The organism is Streptomyces sp. BK340 (genome assembly GCF_007827595.1).
Classification (GTDB): Bacteria; Actinomycetota; Actinomycetes; order Streptomycetales; family Streptomycetaceae; genus Streptomyces.
Genome location: NZ_VISR01000030.1, coordinates 117,308 through 143,595, shown reverse-complemented (window position 1 = coordinate 143,595; position 26,288 = coordinate 117,308). Strand labels below are relative to the sequence as shown.

General features: G+C 70.5%; 22 protein-coding genes and 1 pseudogene. 14 read left to right on the top strand and 9 right to left on the bottom strand.

The genetic code is table 11. The features are described 5' to 3' along the window. Positions 1 to 265 precede the first annotated feature (265 nt). Positions 266 to 355, bottom strand: a pseudogene (locus FB157_RS48925) (dipeptidase); the annotation flags it as partial. A 43-nt stretch (positions 356 to 398) separates the two neighbouring features. Here FB157_RS48925 and FB157_RS38350 point away from each other — a divergent pair. From FB157_RS38350 to FB157_RS38335, 4 genes are read left to right on the top strand one after another with little or no spacing between them, the layout of a single operon-like run. Continuing rightward, a complete protein-coding gene (locus tag FB157_RS38350) occupies positions 399 to 1,940 on the top strand; it encodes a site-specific integrase (RefSeq protein ID WP_145885348.1) in 1,542 nt (513 codons plus the stop codon). Continuing rightward, positions 1,937 to 3,670, top strand: a complete 1,734-nt coding sequence (locus FB157_RS38345) for a hypothetical protein (protein WP_145885347.1) — start codon at positions 1,937 to 1,939, stop codon at positions 3,668 to 3,670. Before FB157_RS38350 ends, FB157_RS38345 begins: the two co-directional genes overlap by 4 nt. Next, positions 3,667 to 5,790, top strand: coding sequence for an integrase (locus FB157_RS38340; protein ID WP_145885346.1), 2,124 nt, complete (start codon positions 3,667 to 3,669; stop codon positions 5,788 to 5,790). Before FB157_RS38345 ends, FB157_RS38340 begins: the two co-directional genes overlap by 4 nt. Beyond that, entirely contained in the window at positions 5,787 to 6,194 is a 408-nt protein-coding gene (locus tag FB157_RS38335) for a hypothetical protein (protein WP_145885345.1), read from the top strand. The genes FB157_RS38340 and FB157_RS38335 overlap by 4 nt, the downstream gene beginning before the upstream one ends. A 45-nt stretch (positions 6,195 to 6,239) precedes the next feature. On the opposite strand, the gene FB157_RS38330 is transcribed toward FB157_RS38335, so the two are convergent. Continuing rightward, complete coding sequence (locus FB157_RS38330; RefSeq protein ID WP_186581874.1) at positions 6,240 to 7,460, bottom strand: MFS transporter; 1,221 nt, start codon at positions 7,458 to 7,460, stop codon at positions 6,240 to 6,242. A gap of 67 nt (positions 7,461 to 7,527) precedes the next feature. Between FB157_RS38330 and FB157_RS38325 the strand changes: the two genes are divergently transcribed. Continuing rightward, positions 7,528 to 8,511 (top strand): helix-turn-helix transcriptional regulator, encoded by a 984-nt coding sequence (locus FB157_RS38325; RefSeq protein ID WP_145885344.1) that lies wholly within the window; start codon positions 7,528 to 7,530, stop codon positions 8,509 to 8,511. 130 nt (positions 8,512 to 8,641) lie between these two features. Here FB157_RS38325 and FB157_RS38320 read toward each other — a convergent pair whose 3' ends face one another. The 3 genes from FB157_RS38320 to FB157_RS38310 are packed head-to-tail and all read right to left on the bottom strand — an operon-like array spanning position 8,642 to position 10,462. Further along, positions 8,642 to 9,256, bottom strand: coding sequence for a M15 family metallopeptidase (locus tag FB157_RS38320; RefSeq protein ID WP_145885343.1), 615 nt, complete (start codon positions 9,254 to 9,256; stop codon positions 8,642 to 8,644). Between the two features lie 53 nt (positions 9,257 to 9,309). Next, positions 9,310 to 9,759 (bottom strand): DUF6114 domain-containing protein, encoded by a 450-nt coding sequence (locus tag FB157_RS38315; protein ID WP_145885342.1) that lies wholly within the window; start codon positions 9,757 to 9,759, stop codon positions 9,310 to 9,312. A gap of 4 nt (positions 9,760 to 9,763) precedes the next feature. After that, positions 9,764 to 10,462 (bottom strand): DUF6230 family protein, encoded by a 699-nt coding sequence (locus tag FB157_RS38310; protein WP_145885341.1) that lies wholly within the window; start codon positions 10,460 to 10,462, stop codon positions 9,764 to 9,766. A 723-nt stretch (positions 10,463 to 11,185) separates the two neighbouring features. Here FB157_RS38310 and FB157_RS38305 point away from each other — a divergent pair. After that, positions 11,186 to 11,839, top strand: a complete 654-nt coding sequence (locus tag FB157_RS38305; RefSeq protein WP_145885340.1) for a Tat pathway signal sequence domain protein — start codon at positions 11,186 to 11,188, stop codon at positions 11,837 to 11,839. Positions 11,840 to 11,857: 18 nt separating this feature from the next. Here FB157_RS38305 and FB157_RS38300 read toward each other — a convergent pair whose 3' ends face one another. After that, positions 11,858 to 12,814: a lytic polysaccharide monooxygenase gene (locus FB157_RS38300; RefSeq protein WP_145885339.1), complete on the bottom strand. Its 957-nt coding sequence runs from the start codon at positions 12,812 to 12,814 to the stop codon at positions 11,858 to 11,860. Between the two features lie 438 nt (positions 12,815 to 13,252). On the opposite strand from FB157_RS38300, the gene FB157_RS38295 reads away from it, so the two are divergent. Together FB157_RS38295 and FB157_RS38290 are read left to right on the top strand one after the other, a co-directional pair. Beyond that, entirely contained in the window at positions 13,253 to 13,900 is a 648-nt protein-coding gene (locus tag FB157_RS38295; RefSeq protein WP_145885338.1) for a ScbR family autoregulator-binding transcription factor, read from the top strand. Between the two features lie 22 nt (positions 13,901 to 13,922). Further along, positions 13,923 to 15,131, top strand: coding sequence for a damage-control phosphatase ARMT1 family protein (locus FB157_RS38290; RefSeq protein WP_145885337.1), 1,209 nt, complete (start codon positions 13,923 to 13,925; stop codon positions 15,129 to 15,131). On the opposite strand, the gene FB157_RS38285 is transcribed toward FB157_RS38290, so the two are convergent. Then, a complete protein-coding gene (locus tag FB157_RS38285; RefSeq protein ID WP_145885336.1) occupies positions 15,108 to 16,382 on the bottom strand; it encodes a cytochrome P450 in 1,275 nt (424 codons plus the stop codon). The two genes, FB157_RS38290 and FB157_RS38285, sit on opposite strands and share 24 nt — an antisense overlap. Beyond that, a complete protein-coding gene (locus FB157_RS38280; RefSeq protein ID WP_145885335.1) occupies positions 16,379 to 17,161 on the bottom strand; it encodes an alpha/beta fold hydrolase in 783 nt (260 codons plus the stop codon). Before FB157_RS38280 ends, FB157_RS38285 begins: the two co-directional genes overlap by 4 nt. Before the next feature lie 220 nt (positions 17,162 to 17,381). On the opposite strand from FB157_RS38280, the gene cyc2 reads away from it, so the two are divergent. Together cyc2 and phsA are read left to right on the top strand one after the other, a co-directional pair. Then, on the top strand, positions 17,382 to 19,538 hold the full coding sequence (gene cyc2 / locus FB157_RS38275; RefSeq protein ID WP_145885334.1) for a germacradienol/geosmin synthase Cyc2: 2,157 nt from the start codon (positions 17,382 to 17,384) through the stop codon (positions 19,536 to 19,538). A 119-nt stretch (positions 19,539 to 19,657) separates the two neighbouring features. Beyond that, a complete protein-coding gene (gene phsA / locus FB157_RS38270) occupies positions 19,658 to 21,547 on the top strand; it encodes an O-aminophenol oxidase PhsA (RefSeq protein WP_145885333.1) in 1,890 nt (629 codons plus the stop codon). An 11-nt stretch (positions 21,548 to 21,558) separates the two neighbouring features. Here the strand turns inward: phsA and FB157_RS38265 are convergent, their stop codons facing one another. After that, entirely contained in the window at positions 21,559 to 22,293 is a 735-nt protein-coding gene (locus FB157_RS38265) for a glutamine amidotransferase-related protein (RefSeq protein WP_145885332.1), read from the bottom strand. 93 nt (positions 22,294 to 22,386) lie between these two features. Between FB157_RS38265 and FB157_RS38260 the strand changes: the two genes are divergently transcribed. The 4 genes from FB157_RS38260 (at position 22,387) to FB157_RS38245 (ending at position 26,270) form a co-directional block, all read left to right on the top strand. Further along, entirely contained in the window at positions 22,387 to 23,250 is an 864-nt protein-coding gene (locus FB157_RS38260; protein WP_145885331.1) for a LysR family transcriptional regulator, read from the top strand. Positions 23,251 to 23,377: 127 nt separating this feature from the next. Then, complete coding sequence (locus tag FB157_RS38255) at positions 23,378 to 23,929, top strand: PDZ domain-containing protein (protein ID WP_145885330.1); 552 nt, start codon at positions 23,378 to 23,380, stop codon at positions 23,927 to 23,929. A 214-nt stretch (positions 23,930 to 24,143) separates the two neighbouring features. Further along, positions 24,144 to 25,271 carry an aminopeptidase P family protein gene (locus FB157_RS38250; RefSeq protein WP_145885329.1) on the top strand — a complete coding sequence of 376 codons (1,128 nt, stop codon included), beginning with the start codon at positions 24,144 to 24,146 and terminating at the stop codon, positions 25,269 to 25,271. A 54-nt stretch (positions 25,272 to 25,325) separates the two neighbouring features. Next, positions 25,326 to 26,270: an aminoglycoside phosphotransferase family protein gene (locus tag FB157_RS38245; RefSeq protein WP_145885328.1), complete on the top strand. Its 945-nt coding sequence runs from the start codon at positions 25,326 to 25,328 to the stop codon at positions 26,268 to 26,270. The last annotated feature ends 18 nt before the right edge of the window (positions 26,271 to 26,288 follow it).

Below are 26,288 nucleotides of genomic sequence, written 5' to 3'. Positions count from 1 at the left end.
CGACGACAACGTCTGCAGCAACTTCTACAGCAACGTAGAAACTTCTGGGGCGGCCGATAAGTTCCGGCAACCTGGACCGAATTCCTCGGACACCGGCGAACGACAGCGTAGAAGCGGCCGGAGGACGGCGACAGGGGCGGCCGATGTCAACCTCGCATCACCCGCCACGGCGTTCCACCGCCGTCCGTCTGCCCCGATGAACTCGCCGCTCCGGCGTAGAAGTTCCCAAGTCACCTGTTCGGGGGACACATGCCGGCGTGCCCGGTCAGCCGAGTTCGCGCGGCCCGTAGATCGCGCTGCCGGCTCCGGTGGCCAGGGCCCAGTAGCGGTCGCCGTAGGACCAGTGCCACCACTTCCCTGATGCTTAGATGTGTTCAAGCGTCAGGGGAGGCGGAACTATGCGTGAGTGGCATGTCGTGTGGGTGCCCGACCCGGGACGGTGGGGGAACCTTCCGGAAGCGGGGGTGTTGGGGGTCGAGGACCTGCCGATAGCGGTCGAGCGGATCGGCTTGTTGCCGGGCGACCCGGTCTTCATCGCTCCGGACTTCACCATCGACTCCGATCTGCTGGACTTTGTTCTCTCGAAGCACTTCCGGTTCCTTGCACGGGAGACGAAGCGGAACTACGCCACGGATATTCGGATCCTCCTTACGTTCCTGTCGTCGCGAGGGATCAACTGGCGCCGGGCATCCGAGCAGGACTTGTTGAACTACAGGACCTGGCGCTGCGACGCTCCCCAGAATCCCGAACGGATCGGCGGGTCGAAGTGGAATCGCGAGGCCGCCGCCTTCACTCGTCTGTTCAAGTGGGCGCGGATGAGCCCGCGGCCGGTGGACGCGTCCCGGCGGGAGGACCGGGCGGCCGACTCGGTCAGCGCCCGGGTGTCGTGGCTGACTCCGCGCACGTGGAGTCTGTGGTCGGACATCGGACTGCGCGGTCATGGCCGCGATGGGGCGCCGATGTGGGGATGGGATGCGCGGACCGAGGCCCGCAACACCTCGTTCGTGCAGTTCATCCTGAGTTCGGGGCTTCGGCGGCAGGAAGGCGGGTCGCTGCTTACGTTCGAGCTGCCTGCCCATCGCTTGCAGCACGGGCGCTACCTGCACGGCCAGCTCGCCGGGGCGGTCACCCGGTCGAAGAGCGGCCGGACCTTCTACACCTCGCTGGACGCCCTGGGGCAGGTCGAGACCTACGTGCAGTCGGAACGCGCTTGGGCAGTGCAACGTGCTCAGCAGATGGGCCGCTACGAGCAGGTTGAGCAGATGCGCCTGATCACAAAGGTGACCCGGGGTCGGGCGCCGCAGGTCTTCTGGGTCGACCGCAACGGTGTCCCCGGCCACCAGTACGTGACCCATATGGGCTGGAGGGAACGGCAGTGGCTGTTCCTCGAGGGTCCGGAAGGGCCGGAGCCCGCATGGCTGTGGCTGACCGAGCAGGGCTTGCCGATGCTGCCGGACCGCTGGAACACGGTGTTCACCACGGCGAACCTGCGCTGCGAAGAAGTGCTGCTGGCCCCCGGCGAACGGGAGGTGAGCCGGAACCTTCGAGCCGCCGAGGTCAGAGGCAGGACCCCGTACGCAACCCCGCACTCCACCCGCCACTCCTTCGCGCTGTACATGCTGATCGTGCTGAATCAGCTGATGGAGGCCCGGTTCGGGTTGACCGCGGCAGACCGCCGCGACTTCGCGATGCTGTTCGGCGACCCCTGGTGGCTGGTCAAGACACTCCTCGGGCACGCGGACGTCGAGACGACCAAGCGCCACTACCTGGCGCCCGTCGCACACCTGCAACTCGAGTCGATTCTCGCGGTGGCCGATACCGACGGGCCTGAGCGGAGGATGGAGGACATCGACGGCGTATTCGCGCGGCTCGCGCGGGAGTCTGCCGGTATTCAGGACATCGACCTGGTGGTCGACCGGTTGCCGAAGGCCACTCGATGAGCCGCCGCGGGCGCCGGGCGGTCCTGCCACCGGCCGAGTTCTCGGCGGTGCCACCGCTTGCCGCGAACGGGATGGTGGTCACCATCGTCAACAAGGCGGGCCATGGGAAGGATTTCAACTTCTCCGACCTGCCGGTCCCGGAACCGATGCAGCGCTCCCTGGCGGCGGTGTTCGCCGCCCAGCAGGCGAGGTGGACCAGCCACTACAGCGCCACATCCGCCTGGAACAGGCTGAAGGTGTTCGCCGACTTCGTCTCAGTTCTCGACAGTCCTCCGGAGGACTTGACCGGCCTGGATGCCGCCGCGTTCAAGCGCTGGCGGCTGCAGAACATCAGCAGCAACACCGGCCGCACCACGCTGCGGGTGGTCCACCGAATGCTCCGCAGCGATCCACGGCTGGCCGAGGGGCCGGTCGCGGAGGAACTGGCCCGTCGCATTCCCGCACCGAAGCCCGTCAGGGAGTCCTACGACGAGGCGGAACGCGAGCACGTCCTGCTCACCGCAGGCCGCCAGTTCCGGACCGCCTGGCTCAGGATCCGGGAGAACACCGAACTGCTGGAACGGTGGCGGGCGGGAACCCTGAAAGAGGGCAGCCGTGAATGGCGGCTCGGAGAAACTCTGGACCATGTGGCTCGTGTCGGAGACGTTCCGCGTACGCGGTTGCCGAGCGGCCGGATGGCCGTCACCAACCGCGCCCTGCTGGGTGGACGAGGTGCCGAGCACACATGGGGCCGACTGTTCCTGACCCCATCGGAGCTGACGGCGCTGGCTGTGCTGCTGACTGACCGCTTCGGCTGGAACCTCTCCGTCTACGACCGGATGCCAGCCCCGAGCCGGGCGCCCTCGGCGGCCGAGACCACGAGCGTGACCTACCAGGTGCAGGTCGAGAAGCGCCGGGCTGGAAGCGGCCGCTGGTTCTCCACAGAGAACATCACTGATTCCGGGGCCGACTCGCCGGGGCGATTGATCACACAGGCACTGCAGGCCACCCTCCATGGCCGGCTCCTGGCCGCGCAACTGGCTCCGGGCACGGACCTCTTGATGACGTCCCGCTCAGTTCGCCTCGGGCGCGAGCGCAAGGACATGGACCGCCCCTCGACGATCGGTCCGCTCGTATTCGGTGTCTCGGGTGTCGACGGGAAGTCCTGGGCAAGCGAACACAAGCTGAGCGGCTCGCCCTTCCGGCAGATCCGACGCACGACGGTGACCCGTGAGGGCAAACCTCTCCAGCAGACACAGGGGACCCACGAGAGCGTCTACGTGCTGCCCGACCAGAAAGTCCGGCAGGCCTCTCAGGAGATCTTCGAGGCCGGCGCGCTCGAAGCTCTGGACCAGGCGAAGAAGGTCTTCTTCGGCGGTCATCTCACCCAGAAGCCGGACCCGGCCCACGGCCAGACTGCGACCGCGGATTGCGCGGATGAGACCACCACGGCATGGCCCGCCCCGGACGGCGGCTGTGGAGCCGATTTCCTCCTCTGCCTCGCCTGCCCGAACGCGCATGTCCACCCAGGTCACCACCCCCGCCTGGCCTTCCTCCACGAACAGATCCAGAGCCTTCGGTCGGCGATTCCCGAGCGCAGGTGGCACCAGCGCTGGCACGACCACTGGCAGAGGCTCGAAGACCTGGCGGACAAGATCGGTCGCTCGGCTTGGGCTGCGGCCCGGACCAGGGTCAACGCCACCGACCGCGCATTGGCCGACCTCCTGCTGAAAGGTCAGCTGAACCCATGAATCTGCCCCTTCCCTCCGGCGACGTTCCCCATCTGCTGCCGGTCCCCACCCCGAACAGTCCCGTCGTCCTTCCTCAGTGGATCAGCCCCGGCAACGCCAACCCCAACGGCCGCTACCAGGAATCGATCTGGCCGCTGGGCCCTCTCATCGACCGGCCCGGCGCCAGCCTGATCAAGATCCATTGGAAGAACTGCCCAGACCGTCTGGAGGGGCAGATCAAGCAGGTGACCTGGACCTTGCTGAACGGCCAGTTGCAGCCTTCCTACCTAAGGAATCGCGGAATCCGGGCCCGCGCCAGAGGCTCCGCCAGCGAGATGCGTGAGACGTGCTACGAGTGGATGCGGCTGGGGCGCTGGCTTCAGACTATAGGCGTCAAGGACCTTCGAGCCTGTACCGACGACCACTGGGCTGCCTATGCCGCGCATCGCTTCAGCACCACGACGCCCCGGCACCACGCCGGGGAGACGCTGAGCCGGCTTGCCGACCTGTGGGCATTCGATCGACTCTGCAGCAGGCCCGTCGGTGTCACCCCACCCCCATGGGAACGGGAAGGCATCGACAACTACCTGCCTTCGTCCGCCCCGCAGGACCCCGGCGAGAACTCCACCGAGCCGCTGGACCCGATGGTCATGGGGCCACTGCTGATGTGGGCCATCCGCATGGTCGACGACTTCGCTGACGACATCCTGGCCGCCTGGGCCGAGAGACAACGCATGCAGCAGCTCGCCGCCATCAACCCGAGCACCCCCTCAGGGCTCGATGCGCTGGATACCTATCTCGTGCCCCGGCTCACCGAAGGAACAAGGCTGCCGACAATCGAGAGTCGCGGCAGGACAGTCCTGGCCAGCACGTTCATCGCTGCCACCGTCGGTTGCAGCGTCAACCAGGTGAGTGGCTTTCGGCAGCGCCATCGGCTCGGCACGCTCGAGCCAGGGCCGTACCCACTCCAGATCCCGGTGACCGGGCGGATCAACGGCCGGCCGTGGCGCGAGTACCTCGACTTCAACGAGGTCACGAACTTGATGCGGCAGTTGGCCACCGCGGCAATGATCATCTGCCTCTACCTGACCGGCATGCGGCCGCAGGAAGTACAGGGGCTGCGGGCTGGCTGCTGCCCCGACCCCGAGGACGGAAGCCGCCATCTCATCCGCAGCCGTCACTACAAGAACGTCACTGACGACGATGGCCGACATGTCTCCTCCGGCGAGGAACGGGATGTTCCCTGGGTCGCGATCGCCCCGGTCGTACGCGCGCTTCGAGTTCTCGAGCGCATGGTCCCTGAGGGCGAACTGCTCTTCTCCTCTGCCCACCACGACTTTGCCCGAGGCCGTCAGAGCGGTGGCGCCTTGAAGAACAGCAGCATGAGTCAGCACATCGAGGGCTTCGTCACCTGGGCCAACCAGGAAGCCGAACTCCATGCGCTGCACGATCAGTACGTACCCGAGGACCCACACGGCGCCATCGGCCTCGGACGGTTCCGTCGGACACTGGCTTGGCATATCGCCCGTCGACCTGGTGGGCTCGTAGCGCTCGCGATCCAGTACGGCCACATGCGCACCGTCCTCGACGCCCGCACGTCCAGCGGCTACGGCAGCCGAAGCCGCCGCGGTATCCACAGCGTCCTCGACGTCGAGACCGCCCTGGCCGCCGCAGAGACCGCCGCACGGCTCCGAGACCGGCTCGCCGCCGGCGAGAAGATCTCCGGTCCGGCTGCCCGACGAGCTTTCACCGCCTCGGTTCAGGCACCACGGTTCGAGGGCCGCACCATCACCCAGAAGTTCGCCAAACAGGCCGCGGATTACCTCGCCCGCGACGGCCTGGTCCTCTTCGACAACCCCAACGCCTCCCTGATCTGCGTCTTCAAGCGAGACAACGCACTCTGCGAACCGGGCCCCGACGCAACCGCCCCGCACCAGTTCGACTGCCGCCCCGGCTGCGGGAATGCCGTCCGCCTCGACAGCCACGCGAGCGAACTGCTTCACGAGGCCGACCGGGTCGACCAGCTCGCCGCCCTCGCACCCCAGCCGCTGGCCAGGCGCCTTCGAGCCACCGCCGAGCAGCACCGCACCACCGCCGACACTCACCACGCAACCGCCCAACCCTCCGAGGCCCTGTCATGACCGAGCGATCCTCCGACGAGCGCGCACGCATCCGCGCCGCCATCGATCGGCTCCTCACCGGCCAGCCCACAGCCTCCGACGGCGCGCTGACCGTCGTTGCTCTCGCGGCCGAGGCCGGTGTTCACCGCATGGCCCTCCAGAAGCGCCATGCCGATCTGAAGCACGAGTTCTACGAGCGCGTCCGCACAGAGACGAAGCAAGTACCCGAATCAGAGAAGCGACTTCGAAAGACTGTCTCCGACCTCAAAGAGACGGTTGCCGCGCAGAAGGCCGAAATCGCAGCCCTCCGACACCAAGTCGCTCAACTCGCGCTCGCAAACGCTGTTCTCACTCTGCAGAGCAAGGAGAGGTCCTTGGAAGGGGCTCCGGACAATGTCGTCCCCCTCCACTCGCCGGAAGAGTGACTGCACGACCTCCCCGCCGTTGGCGGCCCCATAGCAGACATAACTCTAGTCCGTGGCGACGGGTTTCGGCCGGACGTCCAAGCGCGCGCCTGTTTCGGCTGCCTTCTGTTCCCCGTGCCGTCCCAGCACTGCGAGGGCTAGTGTCACGGCGATCGAGGAGGCCGCCATCAGCGTCATCGCCATGGCTGGGGAGGCCAGTTGAGCTAGCGCTCCCGCGAGGACAGCGCCGATGCCCTGGAATGCGGCCATACCGGTGGCGTGCAGCCCGAGGGCCTGACCCGAGAGTTTGTCGGGCGTGAGCGACATCAGGCGTTCCTGCAGGACCAGGCTCGCGGCGAACCCCACGGAGGCCGTGGTGACAGCCACGGCCGACACCATCACTCCTGGCCGCAGTACAAAGAACAGATAAGGAACGGCGAGGAGCAGACGCAGAGGCGTCGCGAGACGCGGGCGCACCGCCGGCGGCACCAGGCGGCCCACCGTCAGGTCGCCCAGGAGCATGCCCAGCGCACCGAACGCGTACAGCATGCCGGCGGCTTCTGGGGCATAGGAAACGTAGAGCGAATCGCTGCCGACGATCAGGCCGTTGGGCACCCACAGACCCAGGTACGTCAGGCGGCGGGAGCGCGACGACCACAGCAGGGCGTTGGTGTGCCAGGTCGCCGAGAGGGACGGGCGGCCGGCGGAGCGCGGCGGGCGGGCGGTCAGGCCGAGGCGGGTAACGAGGGCGGACAGCCCGTACAGCGCCGCCGCGAGGAGCAGGCAGTTTCGCGGGGAGAGCAGTGCGAGGAGTGCGCCGCCCGTCGCGAAACCGGCCATCTGTGTCAGGCCCCAGAGCATGTTGAACACCGAACGCCCCAGGACATAGCCGTCCTTGGGCAGAATCTCGTTGAGCAGTCCGCCGCGCACTCCGCCGCCCAGCGACGCGACCAGGCCCTGCAGGAGCACGACGGCGAAGACGGCCCAGACCGGCAGACCGGGCAGCGCAAGGACCGCGGTCGCGGCCGCGAAGGCGAGGGCTAGGACGGACAGGACCGCGCGCGGCGGCAGCCGGTCGGAACCCGAGAGCAGGAACGCGCCGCCCAGCAACTGCGCCAGCTGCGGCCCGAACATGCTCACCGCCGACAGGAACGGGGAGCCGGTGGCCCGGAAGACCAGCGTGCCGAGGGCCAGTCCGCCGACCGTCTGGGCCGCGGCGAAGGCGGCGAAGGAGAGCAGGAACGGGGTGAACTCCGTGGTGCGGAACAGGGATCTGTAGCTGCGCATGTGCCGCAGTCTCCGATCGCCCCGAGGCCATGTGTATTGTTTCGGCGACACGCGAAAGGTCGTGGTCATGGGCTTGTGGCAGATCAACACCGACACCCTCGCCCGCAGCCGGTTCGTGCTCTCGCCGTTCGCCGAGACCTTCGCGAGCCTGAGACTGCTGTACGCGGGGACCGGCGCCCACCCGGGCGAGGAGGCATGGCTCCGTACCCACCTGCCCGGATACCGCGCGTACCTGGCGGCCGACCCGGCGGCCGCGCCGTTCGTCCAGGCGGCCATCGGCACCTCCTGGATCGCCGACTTCTTCTGTCCCACCTCGTGCGCCGGTGAGAGCTTCGAGGGGACCGTGACCCGGGTGCGGGCGACCGATGCCAGGGAGGCGCGGGCCGACCTCCGGGTGTCCCTCCGTGGCCCGCTCCCCGCTGCCCTGGAGCGGGACGACCTGCCCGAGCTGGCGACCCGGCTCCTGACGAATGTCTGGGAGGAGGCCGTACGCCCGGACTGGGAACGCCGCCGGCGCATCATGGAGGCCGACATGGCTGCCCGGACCGCGCGGGTCAACCAGGGAGGCTGGGCGGCGGTGCTTGACTCGCTGAAGCCGGGGACGCGGTGGCTCGGGGAGAGCCGGTTCCAGGTCAACCCGCTCGCGTATCCGCCGCGGGAGATCACCGCCGGGGCTGAGCTGTTGTTCATGCCGGTCACACCGAAGACCAGCTGGGTGTCGTGGGAGGGAAAGGAACGGTACGCCGTCGTCTACCCGTGCCTCGGGGTGCTCGCCGAGGACCACGACCGGCGCCCCGTCCCAGCCGGGCTCCGAGCGCTCATCGGGACCGCACGCGCTGGCCTCCTGGCGCTGCTCGGAACTCCGATGAGCACGACCCAGCTGGTCGCCATGACTGGGCAGGCGCTGGGGTCGGTCGGGGGGCATCTCAAGGTCCTGCTGGACGCGGGACTGGTGGAGCGGCGGCGGGCAGGGCGGTCGGTGCTGTACGTCCGGACGGCGGCGGGAGAGGTGCTCATGGAGGCGTCGGGGGCCGGCGCAGGCGAGCAGTAGCCGAAACGGGGGTTTCACGAGTGTTCGGCACATTCACGGACGGGACTCCGCCTCACCCTCCGAGGTACATCCAAGGCGCCTGATCGTCACCAACCATGCACGGAGCGCACCACGGCGCGACCCAAGAGAGTCACTCATTCAGCCTGGGAAGCTGAACACAAGAACTTGACTGGGAACACCACTCGGTGGGGTAGTTCACCAGGCCCGCGGCGGTCAGGGCGTCCCCGAGGATCCGCCGGTTGGCACGTGCCCTCGCGCCGACGTTCTCGGCGTCCGTGTAGCAGGCGCCCGCACTCTCCTCCGGGCTTGCGTTCAGCCGGGTGCCCATGTCGAGCTCCCGCCCGTCGGCGGTGACGAGGGTGAGGTCGACCGCGGCGCCGGCGCCGTGCGGCGCGATCTCCGGCGGCGACACGTACCGGCTCGCGGCATCCCGGACCTGCGCCGGCGACCAGTCCGGGTTGTCGCCGCGCAGCTCGCCGGCATACCCCTCGAAGTAGTGGGCCTGCAGTGCGGGTGGCCGGTACCCCTCGACGAACAGCAGCCGTATGCCCTCCGGCAGCAGTTCCTGAGCCTTGAGGAGCCGGGTCAGCACCCCTTCCCGCAGATGCGCGAACGCCCCCGAGTCATCGGCTTTGCGGGGGTCGACGGCGAGGCCCCGCTGCCGTACGTCCACGAGCGGTTCACCGCAGTCGGCCACCGGGACGGCCGCGATCTTCGGATCCGACATCAGCACGATCTCGTTCATGCGTCGATCATTGCCGAGGATCGGATCCGGCCGTGGGTGGTCGGGCGTCGAAATCAGGCCGGTTCCCCTGCTCCTTCCCCAAGGCTCCGACCCGTGGTCCTGGCCTCCTGGCGGCGTCCGCGGCGGCTCGTCCGGGGCTCCTGGTCGGGGAGCCAGCCGAAGGCGAGGCAGCTGCCGGTGACGCCGAGGAGGAGGCCGACGAAGAAGCCGCCCAGGTTGGAAGTGAGCCAGGTGCCCAGGGAGAGCAGAACGCCGGTGACGGAGTAGAAGAGCCGCTGGGAGGGGTTGAAGAGGATCAGCAGACCCAGGATCAGCATCAGCCCCGGCAGCAGATAGCCGGCCAGGCCCTGCATGCCGATGTGCATCACGACCTTCAGCGAGGCCTTCTCGGTGAGCAGGATCTCGCCGCCGCCGAGGGCCAGCAGCAGCCCGCCCCAGAACGGCCGGCGGGCCCGCCACCTGCGGAAGGCGGGCCTCAGTCCCTGACGTGGACGCTCCGGCATCGGATCAGCAACCCGAGCCGCTGAAGCCCAGCTTGAGCCCCGGCAGTTTGAACACCCCGGCGGTGGTCGCGTAGTTGGTCTGCCGCAGGTTGCCGATGTGCACGGTGTCGGCCTGCTGGCTGAAGACGCCGATCGGACCCTTCGCGTTCGCCTTGTTCAGCGTGCTCGCGTCGTTGCCGATCTCGATGTTGTTGAAGGCCGCGTCACCCGACAGCTCCGTCGAGTCGGTGGTGAGGTCGCTGGCGGTCACCTTCTGCTCGCCACCACCCGCGGTGATCTTCAGGTTGGTGCCGCCCAGGTCGACGCTCTGGCACAGCTTCGTGAGCGTGGCGTTCTTGATCGCGGAGGTGACGATGAGCACCTGCCCACCGGTGTCCCCGGCGTTCGGGCTGCCGTCCGCCATGTTGTCGAGCCCGCCGAACTGCTCGAAGCCGGTGCCGTTGAGTTCCGTCGCGGTGACGGTGAACGGCATACCGGAGATCGCGAACTGCACACCGAGAGCACCCTGCGCGGTGAGGACCGCGAGGCCCGCGGCGACCATCGTGGCGGGCACCGCCATGACAGCGGCCCTGCGCAGTCGTACCCGGCCTCGTCTTTCGCCGCCGGCGGCGGTCCCGGGCGTGGCTGGGGCTTCGGACGGGGAACCGCTTACCGGGTTCTCCGGGGTGTTGTCGGCGGACGAGAGGTCCGGGGACGAGGCCATGTCTGCTCCCATGGGCATAGATCAATGCGGGTTGGGCTTCAGTGGCGCGTTGTCCTGGCGCGGACAGCGGCTGCCGCGCACGTCTCCTCGCACTCCCGGCGGATGCAAGGGCTTTCTCGTTACGCGGCAGTAGCCTTCGAGGAAGTTACCGCCGGTTACTTTTAGGGGTCAAGGGAGTTGTGAAAAAAGGGTGTTGGATGTGCGCGGGTGCTGGCGAGCCGCGTTCCGAAGCGGTGTCCGACCGCCCCCGATGAACAGCAACTCCCCTTCTGTGCCTTGACGTTGATGGTTGAGCAGGTCTACAACTCTCCCTGGTTTCCCCGGATCCGTGGCGCCGGATCCGCCGGGCGGCATCGGCCGCGTTCCCGGCCTTCATCTCGGTAACCGCTCTGCCTTCCTTCTTTCGACAACCGCACCGCACCAGCGCGGCATCGGCACGGTCGCTTCCCTCCTCGGTCCGTGCCCGGCCGCCCCTTGTCCGGCCCGGTCGGAGGCCTTCCCCCGAGGTCTTCGACCGGTGTCCGGCGTGCCGCCGTCGCCGGTCCGTCACGTACGGAGAAGGCGTCACGGCCCGGCGACGGCGGCCCGCCCACCCCGCATCAGCCCCGGCTCCACGGCGCGCCCCCCACTCCGCGTCACCGCCCCCACAGCGCCACCCCCCACGTCACGCACACCCCCCACATCACGTCACGTTGCCCCCCACCCCAGAAATGAGGCACCCGCATGCGCACGCGATCCCTCCTCGCCCTCGCCGGCACCGTCACCGCGCTCACCGTCGCCGTGGCCGTCCCCGCCTCCGCGGACGGGAGCGCCGTCCTCACCACGGGCAGCGCCGGCGGCCCCGCCGCCGCGGTCGGCGACACCCTGACCGCACCGCTGGCCGCCGGCACGACCGCGACGCTCTACTCCAGCGCGACCGGCACCAGTGGGGTCACCTGCACGTCGTCGCAGTTCACCGCCACGGTCACAGGCAACCCGACCGCACCCGGTACGGCCACCGAGTCGGTCACCGGACACACCTTCAACAGCAGCAGCTGCACCAGCAACGTCACCGGTGTGCTCGGGGTCAGCAGCATCACGGTCGACAACCTGCCCTACAGCGCGACGGTCGGCTCCGACGGCACCCTCACCGTCTCGCCGGCCAGTGGCTCCACCATCCAGACCACGGTGAAGCTGCGCACCCTGCTGGGCACCATCACCTGTGTCTACCAGGCGCCGAGCCTGACGGGTAAGGCCGACAACAGCGACAGCAGCATCGCCTTCACCAACCAGCAGTTCACGAAGAGCTCCGGGTCGTCACTGTGCTTCGCGAACGGCTACTTCACGGCCAAGTACGCCCCGGTCACCGACGCGGGCGTCCCGGTCTACGTCAACTGACCTTCGCAGGCGCGACGTTCAACGCCGGCGTAGACGCAGAACCAGGGCGGCGCCCCCGGTGAGCACCAGCATCGCGGCCGCGCCGCCCGCCAGCAACGGCGCCGAGGGGCCCGCGTCCGCGCGGGTGGCCTCGGCCACCGGCGTGCCGTCATCGGTGGCGCCAGCCGAAGTTCCCCTCTTCTCGGCGGCGTTCGGCGTTCCGGACGACGGCTGTGCAGCCCCCGTCCGTGCGGGACGGGGGCTCGCCGGCGCCGGCGAGGCGGTGGCGGTCTCCGTTGCCTTCGCGGCACCGGAATCCGACCCGGAGCCCGTCCCCGACCCGGCCCCCTTGCTCCCTCCTGCAAACACCACGTCGGAACACGAGTAGTACGTGTCCGGCGTGCTGCTGTTCTGCCAGATCGTGTAGAGCATCTGACGGCCCGTCCGGTCCGACGGCAGGGTCGCCCGGATGTGGTACGCCCCGTTCGTCAGTGGCGGGTCCGTGACCTCGGCGAACGGGCGTGTGGGCAGGTCGGCCCACTTCAGCGGCTTCGACGGGTCGTAATCGGGCTTGGTGAGGTACAGCCTGAAGGTGCCCGTGTGCGCGATCGTCGAGGCGTACGTCATCGTCAGTCCGCCGCCGGGCGTCAGCCGGGTCGCGGGCCAGTCCCGCCGGGCCAGATCGAGGCCCCGGTAGGCGGGCAGGTTTCCGCTGCACAGCCTGCCGTCCGGAATCACCTGCCGGTCCCGGCCGTTCACCCCCGCCACGCGCAGGTTGTCCCACGCGGTGAACGGGGCGCCGTTCGCGTCGATCGCCGCGCGACAGGCCGCCGACCGGTTCGCGCTGCCGCCCTCGGGCGAGCAGGCGTACACCCGGCTGACCGGGTCCGTCGGGGCGCCGTGCGCCTGGGCGGACCCCGCCGTCCACGGCAGGAGCAGGAGTGGGGTCGCCGCAGCGACCGCCGTGACGCTCAGGCGGGCGGTCATCCGAGTCATCCGGGACTTCTCCTCGGCGGGCGCGGGAACGGGGTCTGTCGAGTCCAGTACGGGACTCGTGTCCGTCGCGTTCAACTACTCCTGTGTCCTTGGAGCCGCTTCGGCGCACAGCACCCGACCGGTCAGACTGTTTTTGCCGGCCGCCGTGAGGACCGGGTGGAACACGCGCCAGGAGTCGCCCGCCGAGGTGGCCAAGGGTGTGGTGAACACAGTGCCTTGGCTTCCGGAAACACTCAGAAGTGGTGGGAGGAGTGCGTTCCGGGGCCGTCCGTTTGCGGAGTGTCATGTCCTGGCCCGGTGTCGTGCGGATGAGCGAAACCTGTGACAGATGGAAGTACGACCGTCCGACTCCCTTTGGCGCTTGGTGAGTTATCGTATGCGTGGGGTCAAAACAAACCGCGTGTCCCGTTCGGTAGAGCTGCGAGGAGGGGTCAGTCGATGGCGAGGCAATTACGCGCTGAGCAGACCCGGGCGACGATCATCACTGCTGCCGCCGATCTGTTCGACCGACAGGGCTACGAATCCACCAGTTTGAGCGACATCGTGGGCCATGCGCAGGTCACCAAGGGGGCGTTGTACTTCCACTTCGCCGCGAAGGAGGATCTGGCCCACGCCATCCTGGAACTGCAGGCCAGGGCCGCGCAGCAGGTGGTGGCAGACGTCGAGGGCCGGGGTTACACCTCGCTGGAGGCCCTGATGCGTGCCACGTTCGCCATCGCCCGGCTGGCTGTGGAGGATCCGGTGCCGCGCGCCGGACTCCGCCTGGCCACCGCGGACGTCACCGTACGGCCGCCGTTGAGACACCCCTTCACGGAGTGGCTGGAGTTCGCCACCCGTAAGTTCAACGGCGCCGTGAAGGAGGCGGACGTGCATGCCGAGACCGATGTCGGTGTCGTCGCCCATTCCCTCGTGTGCTTCTTCATCGGCACCCGGGTCGCCGGCCGTTCCCTGGAGCCGGTCGGACGGCTGCCCCGCCGGGTGGCGGAGATGTGGCACCTGATGGTCCGGGGCCTGGTGCCGGTGCACCGCCGCCCCCGCTATCTGACCCTCGCCACGCAGCTGGAACGGGAGACGAGAACCGGCTGACCCGCGCGATACGGTGACGCCCATGCCCGACACCCCCACGGCACCCGTCATCCTCGGCGACGAATCCGGCTCGTTCCCGCACAGTGTGCTGGCCGAGCGGCACCCCGCGATCATCCGGCAGGTGCGGGACGCGTTCCCGTACACCCCGGGGCAGCATCGCGCGCTGGACGAGCTGCTGAAGAGCTGCACCGACGGCGTGATCGAACCGTTGCCCGGGGGTGCCGGTGACCTGGACCTGTGGCGGGCCTGGGGGCTTGACGGCTACGTCGGCAGGTCCTGGTTCGACGTGCCGTGGCTTTGGTCCGAGAGCCACTTCTACCGTCGGCTGCTCGACGCCGTCGGCTGGTTCGGCCCGGGTGCCTGGCAGGGCGTCGACCCGTTCCGTCCCTTCAAGCGTGCCGAACTCGACGCGCCGGAGACCGACGAGGAACTCGCCGCGCTCGACGAGCTCCAGGACCGTCCGGAGCCGGAGCGGGCCCGCGCCCTGCTGCACGGCTCGCTGTGGGGCAACCGCGCCGACCTGGGCTTCCGGCTGTCCGCCGCGGGCGCCGAGGCCGCGGAGCCGGCCCCTGCTCTGGTCGCCGACGACAGTGAGACCCTGTGGTCGCTGCTGCCGCCCTCCGGTACGGGCACGCTCGTGCTGGTCGCGGACAACGCGGGCCGCGAACTCGTCCCCGACCTGCTCCTGACCGCCCATCTCCTCACCGAGGGCCGGATCGGCCGGGCGGTCCTGCACGTCAAGCCGTACCCCTACTACGTCTCCGACGCCACGACCGCCGACGTGGTCGACGCCCTGCAGCGCCTCACCGCGGCACCGGGCGCGGCCGCCGGGTACGGTCGCACGCTCTGGTCGGCCATGGCCGACGGCCGCCTCACGGTACGCGCCCACCCCTTCTCCTGCGCCCCACTGCCGTACGCGGACCAACCGGACGACCTGCGCGCCGAGTTCGCCTCGGCCACGCTGACCGTCTTCAAGGGCGACCTCAACTACCGGCGTCTGGTGGGCGACCGGCTGTGGCCGCCCACCACCTCCTTCCAGGAGGTGACCGCCTACTTCCCCGGCCCGGTCGCCGCCCTGCGCACCCTGAAGTCCGACGTGATCACCGGCCTGACCGCGGCCACCGAGAGCGCGCTGGTCGCGGCCGAGGGGCAGCGCTGGCGCACCGGCGGCACCCACGCGCTCATCCAGGTGAACGCCTCGGACGTCTCAAGCGAGGTGCACGGGAAGTGACTTGAGGCCGTTGATGAAGTTGGACACCAGACGTCCGGCAGGTCCCGCGGGGCGCAGGCCGGGCAGGGTCCGCAGCACCTCCTCGTAGAGCATCCGCAGCTGCAGCCGGGCGAAGTGGGCACCCAGGCACACGTGCGGGCCGTCCCCGAAGGACACGTGCGGGTTGGGTGTGCGGGACAGGTCCAGCCGGTCGGGCTCGGTGAAGACCCGCTCGTCACGGTTGGCCGAGGCATGGAACACCACGACCTTGTCGCCCGCCCGGATCCGGCGGCCGGCCAGCTCGGTGTCCTGTGCGGCGGTCCGGCGGAAGGTCAGCACCGGCGGGTGCCAGCGCAACAACTCGTGGATCGCGGACGGTATTTCGGTCTTCCCCGCACGCAACAGCTCGTACGCCTCCGGATGCTCCGCCAGGGCCAGCAGCCCGCCGGGTGCCGCGCTGCGCACGGTGTCGTTGCCCGCGATGGTGAGCAGGAAGAAGAACATCTCCAGCTCGGCGTCGGCGAGCTCGGTGTCATGACCCAGTGTCGTCATGATGTCGTCGGCGGGATGCCGCCGTTTGTACGCGGCCAACTGCCCGGCGTACGCGAACATGTCCCGCAGCATCGCCGGTGAACGCGGGTCGACCGGCTTGCCCGCCCCGTCCAGCACCGCAGGGCCGGCCTCGTCCGGGTCCTGGTAGCCGATGACCCGCTGCGTCCAGTGCAGCAGCAGCCGCCGGTCGCTCTCCGGAACCCCCAGCAGATCCGCAAGGTTGAGCAGGGCGTACTCGTCGGTGACCGCGGCGACCAGATCGACCGTGCCGTCGCCCCTCCGGGCTTCGTCCACCGCCCGGTCGAGCAGGGTCCGGGCCCGCTCGCGCGCGATCGCCGTGAACCGGTCGACGCGTCCCGGAGTGAACGCCCGGCTCACCAGCCGCCGCAGCCGGCCGTGCCGCGGCGGATCCTGGTTGAGCATCATGCGCCGGATGAACGGCAGGTCGTCCGGGTCGGGATCACGGATCTGGGTGGCGCCGAGGTGCGAGGAGTACGTCGCCGAGTCCCTGAGCACGCGGACCACGTCGGCGTGCCGGGTCACCGCCCAGAACCCGGGACCGGACGGCCAGCCCAGCACCTCGGGCTCGTCCTGCCAGGACACCGGATGGTGGTCGCGCAGGACGCGGTAGTCGGCGTACGGCACCCCGGCGGCGTAACGGCGCGGGTCGAAGACGTCGGGGACGCCGGGCACCGGCTCGGCCTCCTCGCGTGCGCTCACGCCGGCTCGCCCTCGTCCGCCCGCAGAAAGTCCTCCACCGTGCGGATCAGCTCCAGCGGAGTCTCGTCCATGGCGTAGTGCCCGGCACCGGGCAGCCCTACGAGCTCGGCGCGCGGATACCAGGACATCCACGTCTGCCGCATCAGCGAGGGCGGCAGCGCCGGATCGAGTTCGCCGGCCACCGCCAGCGCGGGCACCTCACTGCCCTCGACATCGGCGCGGAAGTCCTCGCCCGCCCAGGAGTCGAGCCAGGCCCGGAACGCCTTCGCGTCGCTGCGCTCCAGCGAGCGGTCCACCATCCGGTCGAGCCAGGCGGCGGGACGGCGGCTCCCGCTGGTGAAGTCGATGATCGTGCGCCGGTTCTCCGGCCGGTGCGCCGCGTCCGCGAACAGCACACCCTGCTCCCCGGGCAGCGGCAGACCCGAGGCGGGCACGGGGGAGACCCCGACGATCCGGCGCAGCCGGTGCGGGGCGACCGACAGCAGCCGCTGTGCCACCGCACCGCCCATGGAGTGTCCGATCACCGAGAACCGACCCCAGCCCAGCCGGTCGGCCAGCTCCACCAGGTCCACGGCCGCCTCGGTCGTCGTGTACGAGCCCACGGCGTCCCGGGCCGCTCCGTAGCCGCGCAGATCGACCAGCGCGTAGGTGAAGGCGGTCCGGTCGAGATCCGGCAGGACGGTCTCGTAGGCGGAGCGGTCGGCGAACCAGCCGTGCACGGCGAACACCTTGTGGGTGCCGTCGCCGTGCACCTCGTGGGGCAGTACGAAGGAGGTCATGCGCCTACCGTGACCCGCGCGCGAGGACTCGGCAAGGGCACGGACGGGACAGGGCGGCGGGCGAGCCGATGCCGTACCGCGCACCGGACGGGACTCGCGCGGTTCAGGGCCAACGCCACAGAAAGCCATGGAAGTTCCCTGTTTTACGGTGGTTCACGCGATGGTGTGATCATCGCCCGGGGGGTGGATGGCCCTTCCCGGCCCCGGGTAGGGCCCGGCCATGACGCAGCCGTTCGAACTCCCGCACTTCTACATGCCGTATCCCGCGCGGCTCAACCCGCATGTCGACGAGGCACGTGCCCACTCGACGGGGTGGGCGCGCGAGATGGGCATGCTGGAGGGCTCCGGGATCTGGGAGCAGGCCGACCTGGAGGCGCACGACTACGGGCTCCTGTGCGCCTACACCCACCCCGACTGCGACGGCCCGGCCCTCTCGCTGATCACCGACTGGTACGTCTGGGTGTTCTTCTTCGACGACCACTTCCTCGACATGTACAAGCGCACCCCGGACCGTGCCGCCGGAAAGGCCCACCTGGACCGCCTGCCCCTGTTCATGCCGCTGGACCCGGCCACCCCGGTGCCGGAGCCGGAGAACCCGGTCGAGGCGGGCCTCGCGGACCTGTGGAGGCGGACGGTGCCGTCGATGTCCGTCGGCTGGCGCCGGCGCTTCTCCCTGGCCACCGAGCACCTGCTGAACGAGTCCATGTGGGAGCTGTCCAACATCGACGGGGGGCGGATCGCCAACCCGGTCGAGTACATCGAGATGCGCCGCAAGGTGGGCGGTGCCCCCTGGTCGGCGGGGCTCGTGGAGTACGCGACCGCGGAGGTCCCGGCCGCCGTCGCCGGGACCCGGCCGCTCAGAGTGCTCATGGAGACGTTCGCCGACGCGGTCCACCTGCGCAACGACCTCTTCTCCTACCAGCGGGAGGTCGAGGACGAGGGCGAGAACAGCAACGGCGTGCTGGTGCTGGAGACCTTCTTCGGCTGCACGACCCAGGAGGCCGCCGAGACCGTCAACGACATCCTCACCTCACGTCTGCACCAGTTCGAGCACACCGCGCTCACCGAAGTGCCCGCCGTCGCCGTGGAGAAGGGACTCAGGCCCGACGAGGTCGCCGCGGTCGCCGCCTACACCAAGGGACTTCAGGACTGGCAGTCCGGCGGCCACGAGTGGCACCTGCGCTCCAGCCGCTACATGAACCAGGGCGCCACCACCGTCGCGCCCTGGCAGAAGCTGACCGGTCCCGGCACCTCCGCCGCCGACATCGGCGCGCTGCTCGCCACCGCCGCCGCGGAACGCTTGCGCGCGTACGCGCACGTGCCCTTCCAGAAGGTCGGCCCGTCGCTGCTGCCCGATTTCCACATGCCCTACCGGACCGGGTTGAGCCCGCATCTGGAGGCGTGCCGCACCCGCCTGACCGCGTGGGCGCACCGTATGGGGATGCTGCAGGAGGGCATCTGGGACGAGGACAAGCTCGCCGCCTACGACCTCGCGCTCTGCTCGGCCGGAATCGACCCCGACGCCACACCGCAGGCCCTGGACATCAGCGCCTGCTGGCTCGCCTGGGGCACCTACGCCGACGACTACTACCCGCTGGTCTTCGGGGGCCGCCGTGATCTGGCCGCCGCCCGGCTGACCACCGCCCGTCTGTCGGCCTGCATGCCCTGCGACGGCGAGGAGACGACCGTCGTCCCGGTCAACGGCATGGAGCGCGGCCTGATCGACCTGTGGGCCCGCACCACCGCCGACATGACCCCCGACCAGATGCGCGGCCTGCGGGACTCCGTCGACAGGATGACCGAGAGCTGGGTGTGGGAGCTGTCCAACCAGCTGCAGAACCGAATCCCCGACCCGGTCGACTACCTGGAGATGCGCCGCGCCACCTTCGGCTCCGACCTCACCCTCAGCCTCTGCCGCGCGGGCCGGGGACCCGCGATCCCGCCGGAGGTCTACCGCAGCGGCCCCGTCCAGGCACTGGAGAACGCCGCCGTGGACTACGGGTGCCTGATCAACGACGTCTTCTCGTACCAGAAGGAGATCGAGTACGAGGGGGAGCTGCACAACGCGATCCTCGTCGTGCAGAACTTCTTCGGCTGCGACTACCCGGCCGCGGTCGGCATCGTCCACGACCTGATGACCCAGCGCATGCAGCAGTTCGAGCACATCGTCAGCCATGAACTGCCCGTCCTGTACGACGACTTCGGCCTGTCGGCCGAGGCGCGCGAGGCCATGGGGCATTACGTGGCCGACCTGCAGAACTGGATGGCGGGCGTCCTGCACTGGCACCGGGAGGTCGACCGCTACAAGGCCGGCTACCTCGCCCGCCGGACCCACGGCTTCGTACCGGACCTGGGGTCGGCGCTGCCCACGGGCTGACATCGCCGGCCGTTTCGGAATCTTCTCGTACGGAACGGGATATTCAGGGAACTCCGGAGGGGCGCCGGGAGTCTTCTGAGACAAGGGGAACAGACAACAGAACACGGGGGTGTTCGACCGTGACCGACATCATCGAGAGGATCACCGAGGACGCGGCGGGCAAGCAGGCGCCGGAACCGGGCGAACTGACGCCGTACGCAGCCCGGTTACCGGTCCCGCCCGTCCTGCGCCCGGCGGCCACGGCCGCCGACGTGACGCAGGAGACGGAGATCGCCCTGCGCCCCACCTGGGTCCGCCTGCACCCGCAGCTGCCGCCGACCCTGATGTGGGGGTACGACGGCCAGGTGCCCGGTCCGACCATCGAGGTGCGGCGCGGACAGCGCGTCCGCATCGCCTGGACCAACCGCATCCCGAAGGAGAGCGAGTACCCGGTCACCTCGGTGGAGGTGCCGCTGCGCACCGACGGCCGCCCGCCCGCCACCACCGAGCCCGGCCGCGAGGGCGTCGAACCGGACAAGGACGTCGCCGCCCTGCCCGCCTGGACGGTGACCCACCTGCACGGCGCCCAGACCGGAGGCGGCAACGACGGCTGGGCGGACAACGCGGTCGGACACGGCGACGCCCAGCTGTCCGAGTACCCGAACGACCACCAGGCGGTGCAGTGGTGGTACCACGACCACGCGATGAACATCACGCGGTGGAACGTGATGACGGGCCTGTACGGCACCTACCTCATCCGTGACGACGAGGAGGACGCCCTCCACCTCCCCTCCGGGGAGCGGGAGATACCGCTGCTGCTCGCCGACCGCAACCTCGACACGGACGAGGACGGCCGCCTCAACGGCCGGCTGTTGCACAAGACGGTGATCGTCCAGCAGCAGAACCCGGAGACGGGCAAGCCGGTCTCGATCCCGTTCAGCGGCCCGTACACCACGGTCAACGGCCGTATCTGGCCGTACGCCGACGTCGACGACGCCTGGTACCGCTTCCGGCTGGTCAACGCGTCCAACGCGCGCATCTTCAACCTCGTCCTGGTGGACGAGGACGACGACCCGGTGCCGGGCGTCATCCACCAGATCGGCAGCGACGGCGGGCTGTTGCCCCGGCCCGTCCCGGTCGACTTCGACGAGGCGCTGCCCACGCTGACCGCGGCCCCGGCGGAGCGGTTCGACCTGCTCGTCGACTTCCGGGGCCTGGCGGGCCGGAGGCTCCGGCTGGTCAACAAGGGCCGCAACCAGCCCGCGGGCGTGCCCGATCCGGCGGGCGACGTGCGCTATCCGGCGGTCCTGGAGTTCCGCGTCCGCGAGACCGCAACGTGCGACACCTTCGAACTGCCCGCGGTGCTCTCCGGGTCCTTCCGCCGCCTCACGCACGACATCGAGCACGGCCACCGCCTGATCGTGCTCACGCCGCCCGCCACCAAGGGAGCCGGCGGCCACCCGGAGATCTGGGAGATGACCGAGGTGGCGGACCCGAGCGGCCTCCAGCTCCCCGCCGACGGCGTCATCCAGCTCACGGGTGCGGACGGCACCACGAAGACGTACCGGCGCACGGCACGGACGTTCAACGACGGTCTCGGCTTCACCATCGCCGAGGGCGGCTACGAACAGTGGAGCTTCCTCAACCTCGCGCCGATCGTCCACCCGATGCACATCCACCTGGCCGACTTCCAGCTGCTGGGCCGGGACGCGTACGACGTCTCGGGCTTCGACCCGGCGGTGGGCGGCACCCGGACCCCCATCGCGTACGACGCGGGCACACGGATACCGCTCGCGCCCAACGAACTGGGCCACAAGGACGTCTTCCGTGTCCCGGGCGGGCAGATCCTGCGCGTCATGGGCAAGTTCGACGGGGCGTACGGCCGGTTCATGTACCACTGCCACCTGCTGGAGCACGAGGACATGGGCATGATGCGGCCCTTCGTCGTCGTGCCGGCCGAGGCCATGAAGTTCGACCACGCGGCGCACGGCGGTCATGACGGCGGCCACGGCGGGGGTCACACCGGCTGATCCCGGTCAGGTCACGCGGGCAGGCCCGCCGACCGGCCCGCGTGCTCGACCGCGGCTCGCGCCAGCGCCCGTACCACGGGGTGCGGGCGTGAGCCGTCGCCCGACAGCTCCGGCTGGAACAGGGTGCCCAGGAAGAAGGGGTGGCCCGGCAGTTCGGCGACGCGGACCTGCCCGTCCCCGTCGTGCCCGGAGAACCGCAGACCGTGGGCGCGGAGGGTGTCGAGGTGGCGGGACGGGCCGTAGGCGCAGTGGTACCGCTCGACCGTCCGCTCCGCACCGATCACGCCATGGGCGAGCGAGCCCGGCTCCAGGGTCACCGCGGCCTCGTGACCGGCGAGCGAACAGGCCAGCGGCTCGATGAGCAGGTCCTCGGCGCCGGGGTCGTTCTCGGCGTGCGCGGTCCCGGTCAGCCCGCACACGTTCCGGGCGAACTCCAGCAGTGCGTGCTGGAATCCGCCGCAGGTGCCCAGGAACGGGATGCCCTCCTCACGCGCCGTGCGGATGGCCGCGAGGACGCCCGCCTCGCTGCGGTACGGGCTGCCCGGCAGCACCCAGACGGCGTCGAAGCCGCGCACCGCGCCCTCGGCGGCCGCGTCCTCGGACGGGATCCAGTAGGCGTCCAGGACCAGCCGGTCGCGTCCGGCGAGGGCGTCCAGCAGGAGCGGGACGCGGGTGTGCGAGACGACGCTGGGGGAGCGGTCCCCGACGAGGGCGAGGGTGGCGGTACGAGCCGCGGTGTTCGTCATGCCGTTCATCCTGGGCGGCGCCCTTCGTTCACGTCCAACGATGATTCCTGCACGGTCGATAAGCGTTCCTGATGGAGTGCGATCCTGGTCCGCATGGACCCGCACCTGCTGCGCACGTACGTCACCGTGGCGCGCCTCGCCTCCTTCTCCGAGGCCGCCCGCGAGCTGGGCTACACCCAGTCCGCGGTGTCCCAGCACATCGCCGCCCTCGAACAGGACCTCGGCGCGCCCCTGCTCACCCGGCGGCCCGTCGCACCCACCGCGGCAGGCGAACGTCTGCTGGAGCATGCGGGCCCGTTGCTGCTGCGCCTGGACGCGGCCCGCGCCGACGTGACCCGCATGGCCGCCGCGCCCGCGCCAGGCCTGACCCTCGCCACCACACCGACCGCTCTCGGACCCGGCGTCCTGGGCGCGCTCCCGGCCGCGGGCGTGACCCTGCGTGTCCTCACCCGCGACGAGATCCCGGCCGCCGTCGCCACCGGCACCGCCGACCTCGGCCTGGTCGACGGCGTCGCCGCCCCCAGCGATCCGCTGCGGCTGCCCGACGTGGCACCGCTGACCACGCACGGCGTCGCCGAGGAACCCGTCAGCGTCCTGCTGCCCACCGGCCACCCCCTCGCCGGCCGAACCGGCCTGCGCCTCGGCGACCTCGCCGACGCCCGCTGGCTGGACGCACCCGACGCGGCCCTCCCCCTCGCCCAGCTGCGTGCCGTCGGCGGCGGCGCCTTCCGGCCCGCCCTCCGCTACGAGGGCACCGACCTGCGCACCCTCACCGCGCTCGCCGCCGCCGGACACGGTCTCACCCTGCTGCCCCGCTCGACGGCGGCCGGCGTCCCGGGTACCGTCGCCGTCCCGCTCACCGCGCCGCGGGTCGTCCACCGCACCGAACTCGTGCACGGCGGTGCCCTGACGGGAACGGCGGCGGAGGTGGTCCGGCAGCTGGTGGACCGTGCCTGAGCGTGGGTCCGGTGCATCGCCTCGTCGGCTATGACTACCCTCCGCCACGCTCCGGCCAGTCTCACTCGTTCGTGTCTCGTCGTGGAGCGGAGCCCCGGGTAGAGCACCAGCCGGAGGCGAGCGAACCATGGATCAGACTGCGTTGCGTCCCAAGCCGATGCCCGGCCAGGAGCGGCGGGGGACCGGCACCCCCGGCCCCGTCCGGCACCCGCACGCCGCGCGCCGCCGCGGCCGGCGGCTCAGGACCCTGCTGTTCGGACTGTGCACCGGCACCGTCCTGGTGCTCTGCGGGGTCGGCATCGGTACGGTCGGCGCCACGGTCATCGGCATGAGCAGGCTGGCCGAGCTGCAAGGCCAGGCCCCGCCGCACCACCCGTCGGCCGCCCCTTCGCCGAGCCCCTCGGAGGCCCGGACCGGCGCGACCCTGGGCGTGGAGGCCGTGGACGCCGACAAGGCCGGCGCCCTGGTGGTGGGCGTCCACGTACCCGGCCCCGGTTACACGGCGGGCCTCGTCCGCGGCGACGTCCTGCTGCAGTTCGGCAGGGCCCGCGTCGACACGGCCGCCGACCTCGCCCGGGTCGTCGCCCACGTCCGCCCCGGCACGGAGGTGACCCTGACCGTGCGCCACCCCAGCGGCGGCTACCAGCAGCTGACCGTCGTTCCGGGCGTGGTGACCTGACCGCGGCCGACGTGCGCTCCCGCGTGTCCGGGCACGTCGGGAAACCCGCTGGTCGCACCCTGCCCCACCCGCCATGACGGCCCCATGCCGAGCCCCGTCCCCGCGGACCGCCACCACAGGACTTCGCGATCGGCTCGCGCCGCCCTGTCCGGCCGGGCAGGATGCTCCCCGAGACCGATTCGCCCCGTCACCACGACCGCGCTCGGAGGCCCGGATGACCGGTAGCACGCCCGCGCCCTTCACCGCCGACGACTACCGGGCCCGTATGGAGCGCGCCGTGCAGGCCGCCGCCGACGCCGGCCTCGCGGGACTGCTCGTGGCGCCGGGACCGGACATGGTGTGGCTCATCGGCTACACGCCCACCGCGGTCACCGAACGGCTCACCGTGCTGGTCCTCGCCCCGGGGCACGAGCCCGTGCTCGTCGTGCCCACCCTGGAGGCCCCGGACGCCGGGCACGCGGCCGGCGCCTCCGCTTTCACCGTGCGTGACTGGACCGACGGCAAGGACCCCTACGCCGTCACCGCCGCCCTCCTCGACCACAGCGGCCGCTTCGGCATCAGCGACAACACCTGGGCGATGCACCTGCTGGGCCTCCAGCGCACCCTGCCCGGCACCTCCTACGCCGCCCTGACCGACGCCCTGCCCATGCTGCGCGCCGTCAAGGACGCGGCCGAACTGGAACTCCTGGCAGCCGCGGGAGCCGCCGCCGACGCAGCGTTCGAGGAGATCCGGAAGGTTCCCTTCGCCGGGCGCCGCGAGTCCGACGTCGGCCACGACCTCGCCGACCTGCTGCGCCGCTTCGGGCATTCCCAGGTCGACTTCACCATCGTCGGCTCGGGCCCCAACGGCGCCAACCCGCACCACGAGGTCGGCGACCGCGTCATCCGGCACGGCGACATGGTCGTCCTCGACTTCGGCGGTCTCAAGGACGGCTACGGCTCCGACACCACCCGCACCGTCCACGTCGGCGAGCCGACCGACGAGGAACGCACGGTCCACGACATCGTGCGCGCGGCCCAGGAGGCCGGCTTCCGGGCCGTACGGCCGGGCGTCGCCTGTCAGGAGGTCGACCGGGCCGCCCGCGCGGTGATCACCGACGCCGGATACGGCCAGTACTTCATCCACCGCACCGGCCACGGCATCGGCGTCACCACGCACGAGCCGCCGTACATGATCGAGGGCGAGGAACAGCCCCTGGTACCCGGCATGTGCTTCTCCGTGGAGCCCGGCATCTACCTCCCCGGCCGCTTCGGAGTACGCATCGAGGACATCGTCACGGTGACGGAGGACGGCGGTCGCCGCCTCAACAACACCACCCGTGAGATGGTCATAGTGGACTGAGAGGCCCAGGAGACACACCCTCGACGACACCCCGGAACGGCTACGGCGCGACCCATGACCCAGGCACCGACACCCACCGCGGACTCCGTCCGCAGACTGGTCCGTTCCCTGCTCAAGGAGAGCAAGGAGACCGCGAGCGGAACCGAGGGGCCCGACGTCCGGCCCGTCGCGGAGGGCCGCGAGCACACCTGGTGGGTCGGTACCCGCCATGTGCTGCGACTCGCTCCCGACCGGGAGGCCTCCGCCCGCCGCCGCCGCGAACTGCGTGTGCGCGACGTGGTCCGCCCGCACGTGCCCGTCGCCGTCCCGACCAGCGTCGCCCACGGTGACTGGGCGCCCGGCCTCGCCTACACGCTCGACACCAAACTGCCCGGCGGCACCGCCGACGAGTACGACGTCTCCGCCGTCGGCGAGGCCGACCTGGCCGGGCTGCTCAGCGGACTGCGCGCCGTGCCGGTACGCCAGGCGGAGGCGCTCGGTGTGCCGCGGACCGCGGCGCGCTCCCTGGAGGCGCTGCGCCGCATGGCCGTGCACGCGGCCGAACGGCTCGCCGCAGCCGACGAGTTCGACGCCGCCCGGCTGCTCCAGCTCACCCCGCCCGGTGCCGCCCAGCTCGCCGCACAGACGGGTACCGCCGTCCTCACCCACCACGGCCTCACCGGCGAGCACGTGGTGGTCAGCGCCGACGGACGGGTCCGCGGCATCCTGGACTGGACCGAGGCAGCCTTCGGCGACCCCGCCGAGGACATCGCCGGGCTCGCCCTGGCCGTGGGCTCCCCGGCCGCCGTCCGCGCCGCCACCCTCGCCGGTTACGGCGCCCGCCCCTGCCTGCGCGGTCTGTGGCTCGCCCGCTGCGACACCGTGATCCGCCTCACCGACCACCTCGAAGGCCGCGTCCCCGGCTCCCTGACGCTGCTCCGGATCCAGCTGCGGCGCGTCTGGGAGCCGATCCTGCTGGAGCGGGTGACCGAGTTCAAGGACGACGGGGCGGAGCCGTAGGGCCTGTCCGGCCCTGGC

Excerpts from the sequence above, each read along its gene's own strand:
- FB157_RS38350 (WP_145885348.1), top strand. The coding sequence starts at position 399 with ATGCGTGAGTGGCATGTCGTGTGGGTGCCCGACCCGGGACGGTGGGGG.
- FB157_RS38345 (WP_145885347.1), top strand. The coding sequence starts at position 1,937 with ATGAGCCGCCGCGGGCGCCGGGCGGTCCTGCCACCGGCCGAGTTCTCG.
- FB157_RS38340 (WP_145885346.1), top strand. The coding sequence starts at position 3,667 with ATGAATCTGCCCCTTCCCTCCGGCGACGTTCCCCATCTGCTGCCGGTC.
- FB157_RS38335 (WP_145885345.1), top strand. The coding sequence starts at position 5,787 with ATGACCGAGCGATCCTCCGACGAGCGCGCACGCATCCGCGCCGCCATC.
- FB157_RS38330 (WP_186581874.1), bottom strand. The coding sequence starts at position 7,460 with ATGCGCAGCTACAGATCCCTGTTCCGCACCACGGAGTTCACCCCGTTC.
- FB157_RS38325 (WP_145885344.1), top strand. The coding sequence starts at position 7,528 with ATGGGCTTGTGGCAGATCAACACCGACACCCTCGCCCGCAGCCGGTTC.
- FB157_RS38320 (WP_145885343.1), bottom strand. The coding sequence starts at position 9,256 with ATGAACGAGATCGTGCTGATGTCGGATCCGAAGATCGCGGCCGTCCCG.
- FB157_RS38315 (WP_145885342.1), bottom strand. The coding sequence starts at position 9,759 with ATGCCGGAGCGTCCACGTCAGGGACTGAGGCCCGCCTTCCGCAGGTGG.
- FB157_RS38310 (WP_145885341.1), bottom strand. The coding sequence starts at position 10,462 with ATGGCCTCGTCCCCGGACCTCTCGTCCGCCGACAACACCCCGGAGAAC.
- FB157_RS38305 (WP_145885340.1), top strand. The coding sequence starts at position 11,186 with ATGCGCACGCGATCCCTCCTCGCCCTCGCCGGCACCGTCACCGCGCTC.
- FB157_RS38300 (WP_145885339.1), bottom strand. The coding sequence starts at position 12,814 with ATGACTCGGATGACCGCCCGCCTGAGCGTCACGGCGGTCGCTGCGGCG.
- FB157_RS38295 (WP_145885338.1), top strand. The coding sequence starts at position 13,253 with ATGGCGAGGCAATTACGCGCTGAGCAGACCCGGGCGACGATCATCACT.
- FB157_RS38290 (WP_145885337.1), top strand. The coding sequence starts at position 13,923 with ATGCCCGACACCCCCACGGCACCCGTCATCCTCGGCGACGAATCCGGC.
- FB157_RS38280 (WP_145885335.1), bottom strand. The coding sequence starts at position 17,161 with ATGACCTCCTTCGTACTGCCCCACGAGGTGCACGGCGACGGCACCCAC.
- cyc2 (WP_145885334.1), top strand. The coding sequence starts at position 17,382 with ATGACGCAGCCGTTCGAACTCCCGCACTTCTACATGCCGTATCCCGCG.
- FB157_RS38265 (WP_145885332.1), bottom strand. The coding sequence starts at position 22,293 with ATGACGAACACCGCGGCTCGTACCGCCACCCTCGCCCTCGTCGGGGAC.
- FB157_RS38260 (WP_145885331.1), top strand. The coding sequence starts at position 22,387 with ATGGACCCGCACCTGCTGCGCACGTACGTCACCGTGGCGCGCCTCGCC.
- FB157_RS38255 (WP_145885330.1), top strand. The coding sequence starts at position 23,378 with ATGGATCAGACTGCGTTGCGTCCCAAGCCGATGCCCGGCCAGGAGCGG.
- FB157_RS38250 (WP_145885329.1), top strand. The coding sequence starts at position 24,144 with ATGACCGGTAGCACGCCCGCGCCCTTCACCGCCGACGACTACCGGGCC.
- FB157_RS38245 (WP_145885328.1), top strand. The coding sequence starts at position 25,326 with ATGACCCAGGCACCGACACCCACCGCGGACTCCGTCCGCAGACTGGTC.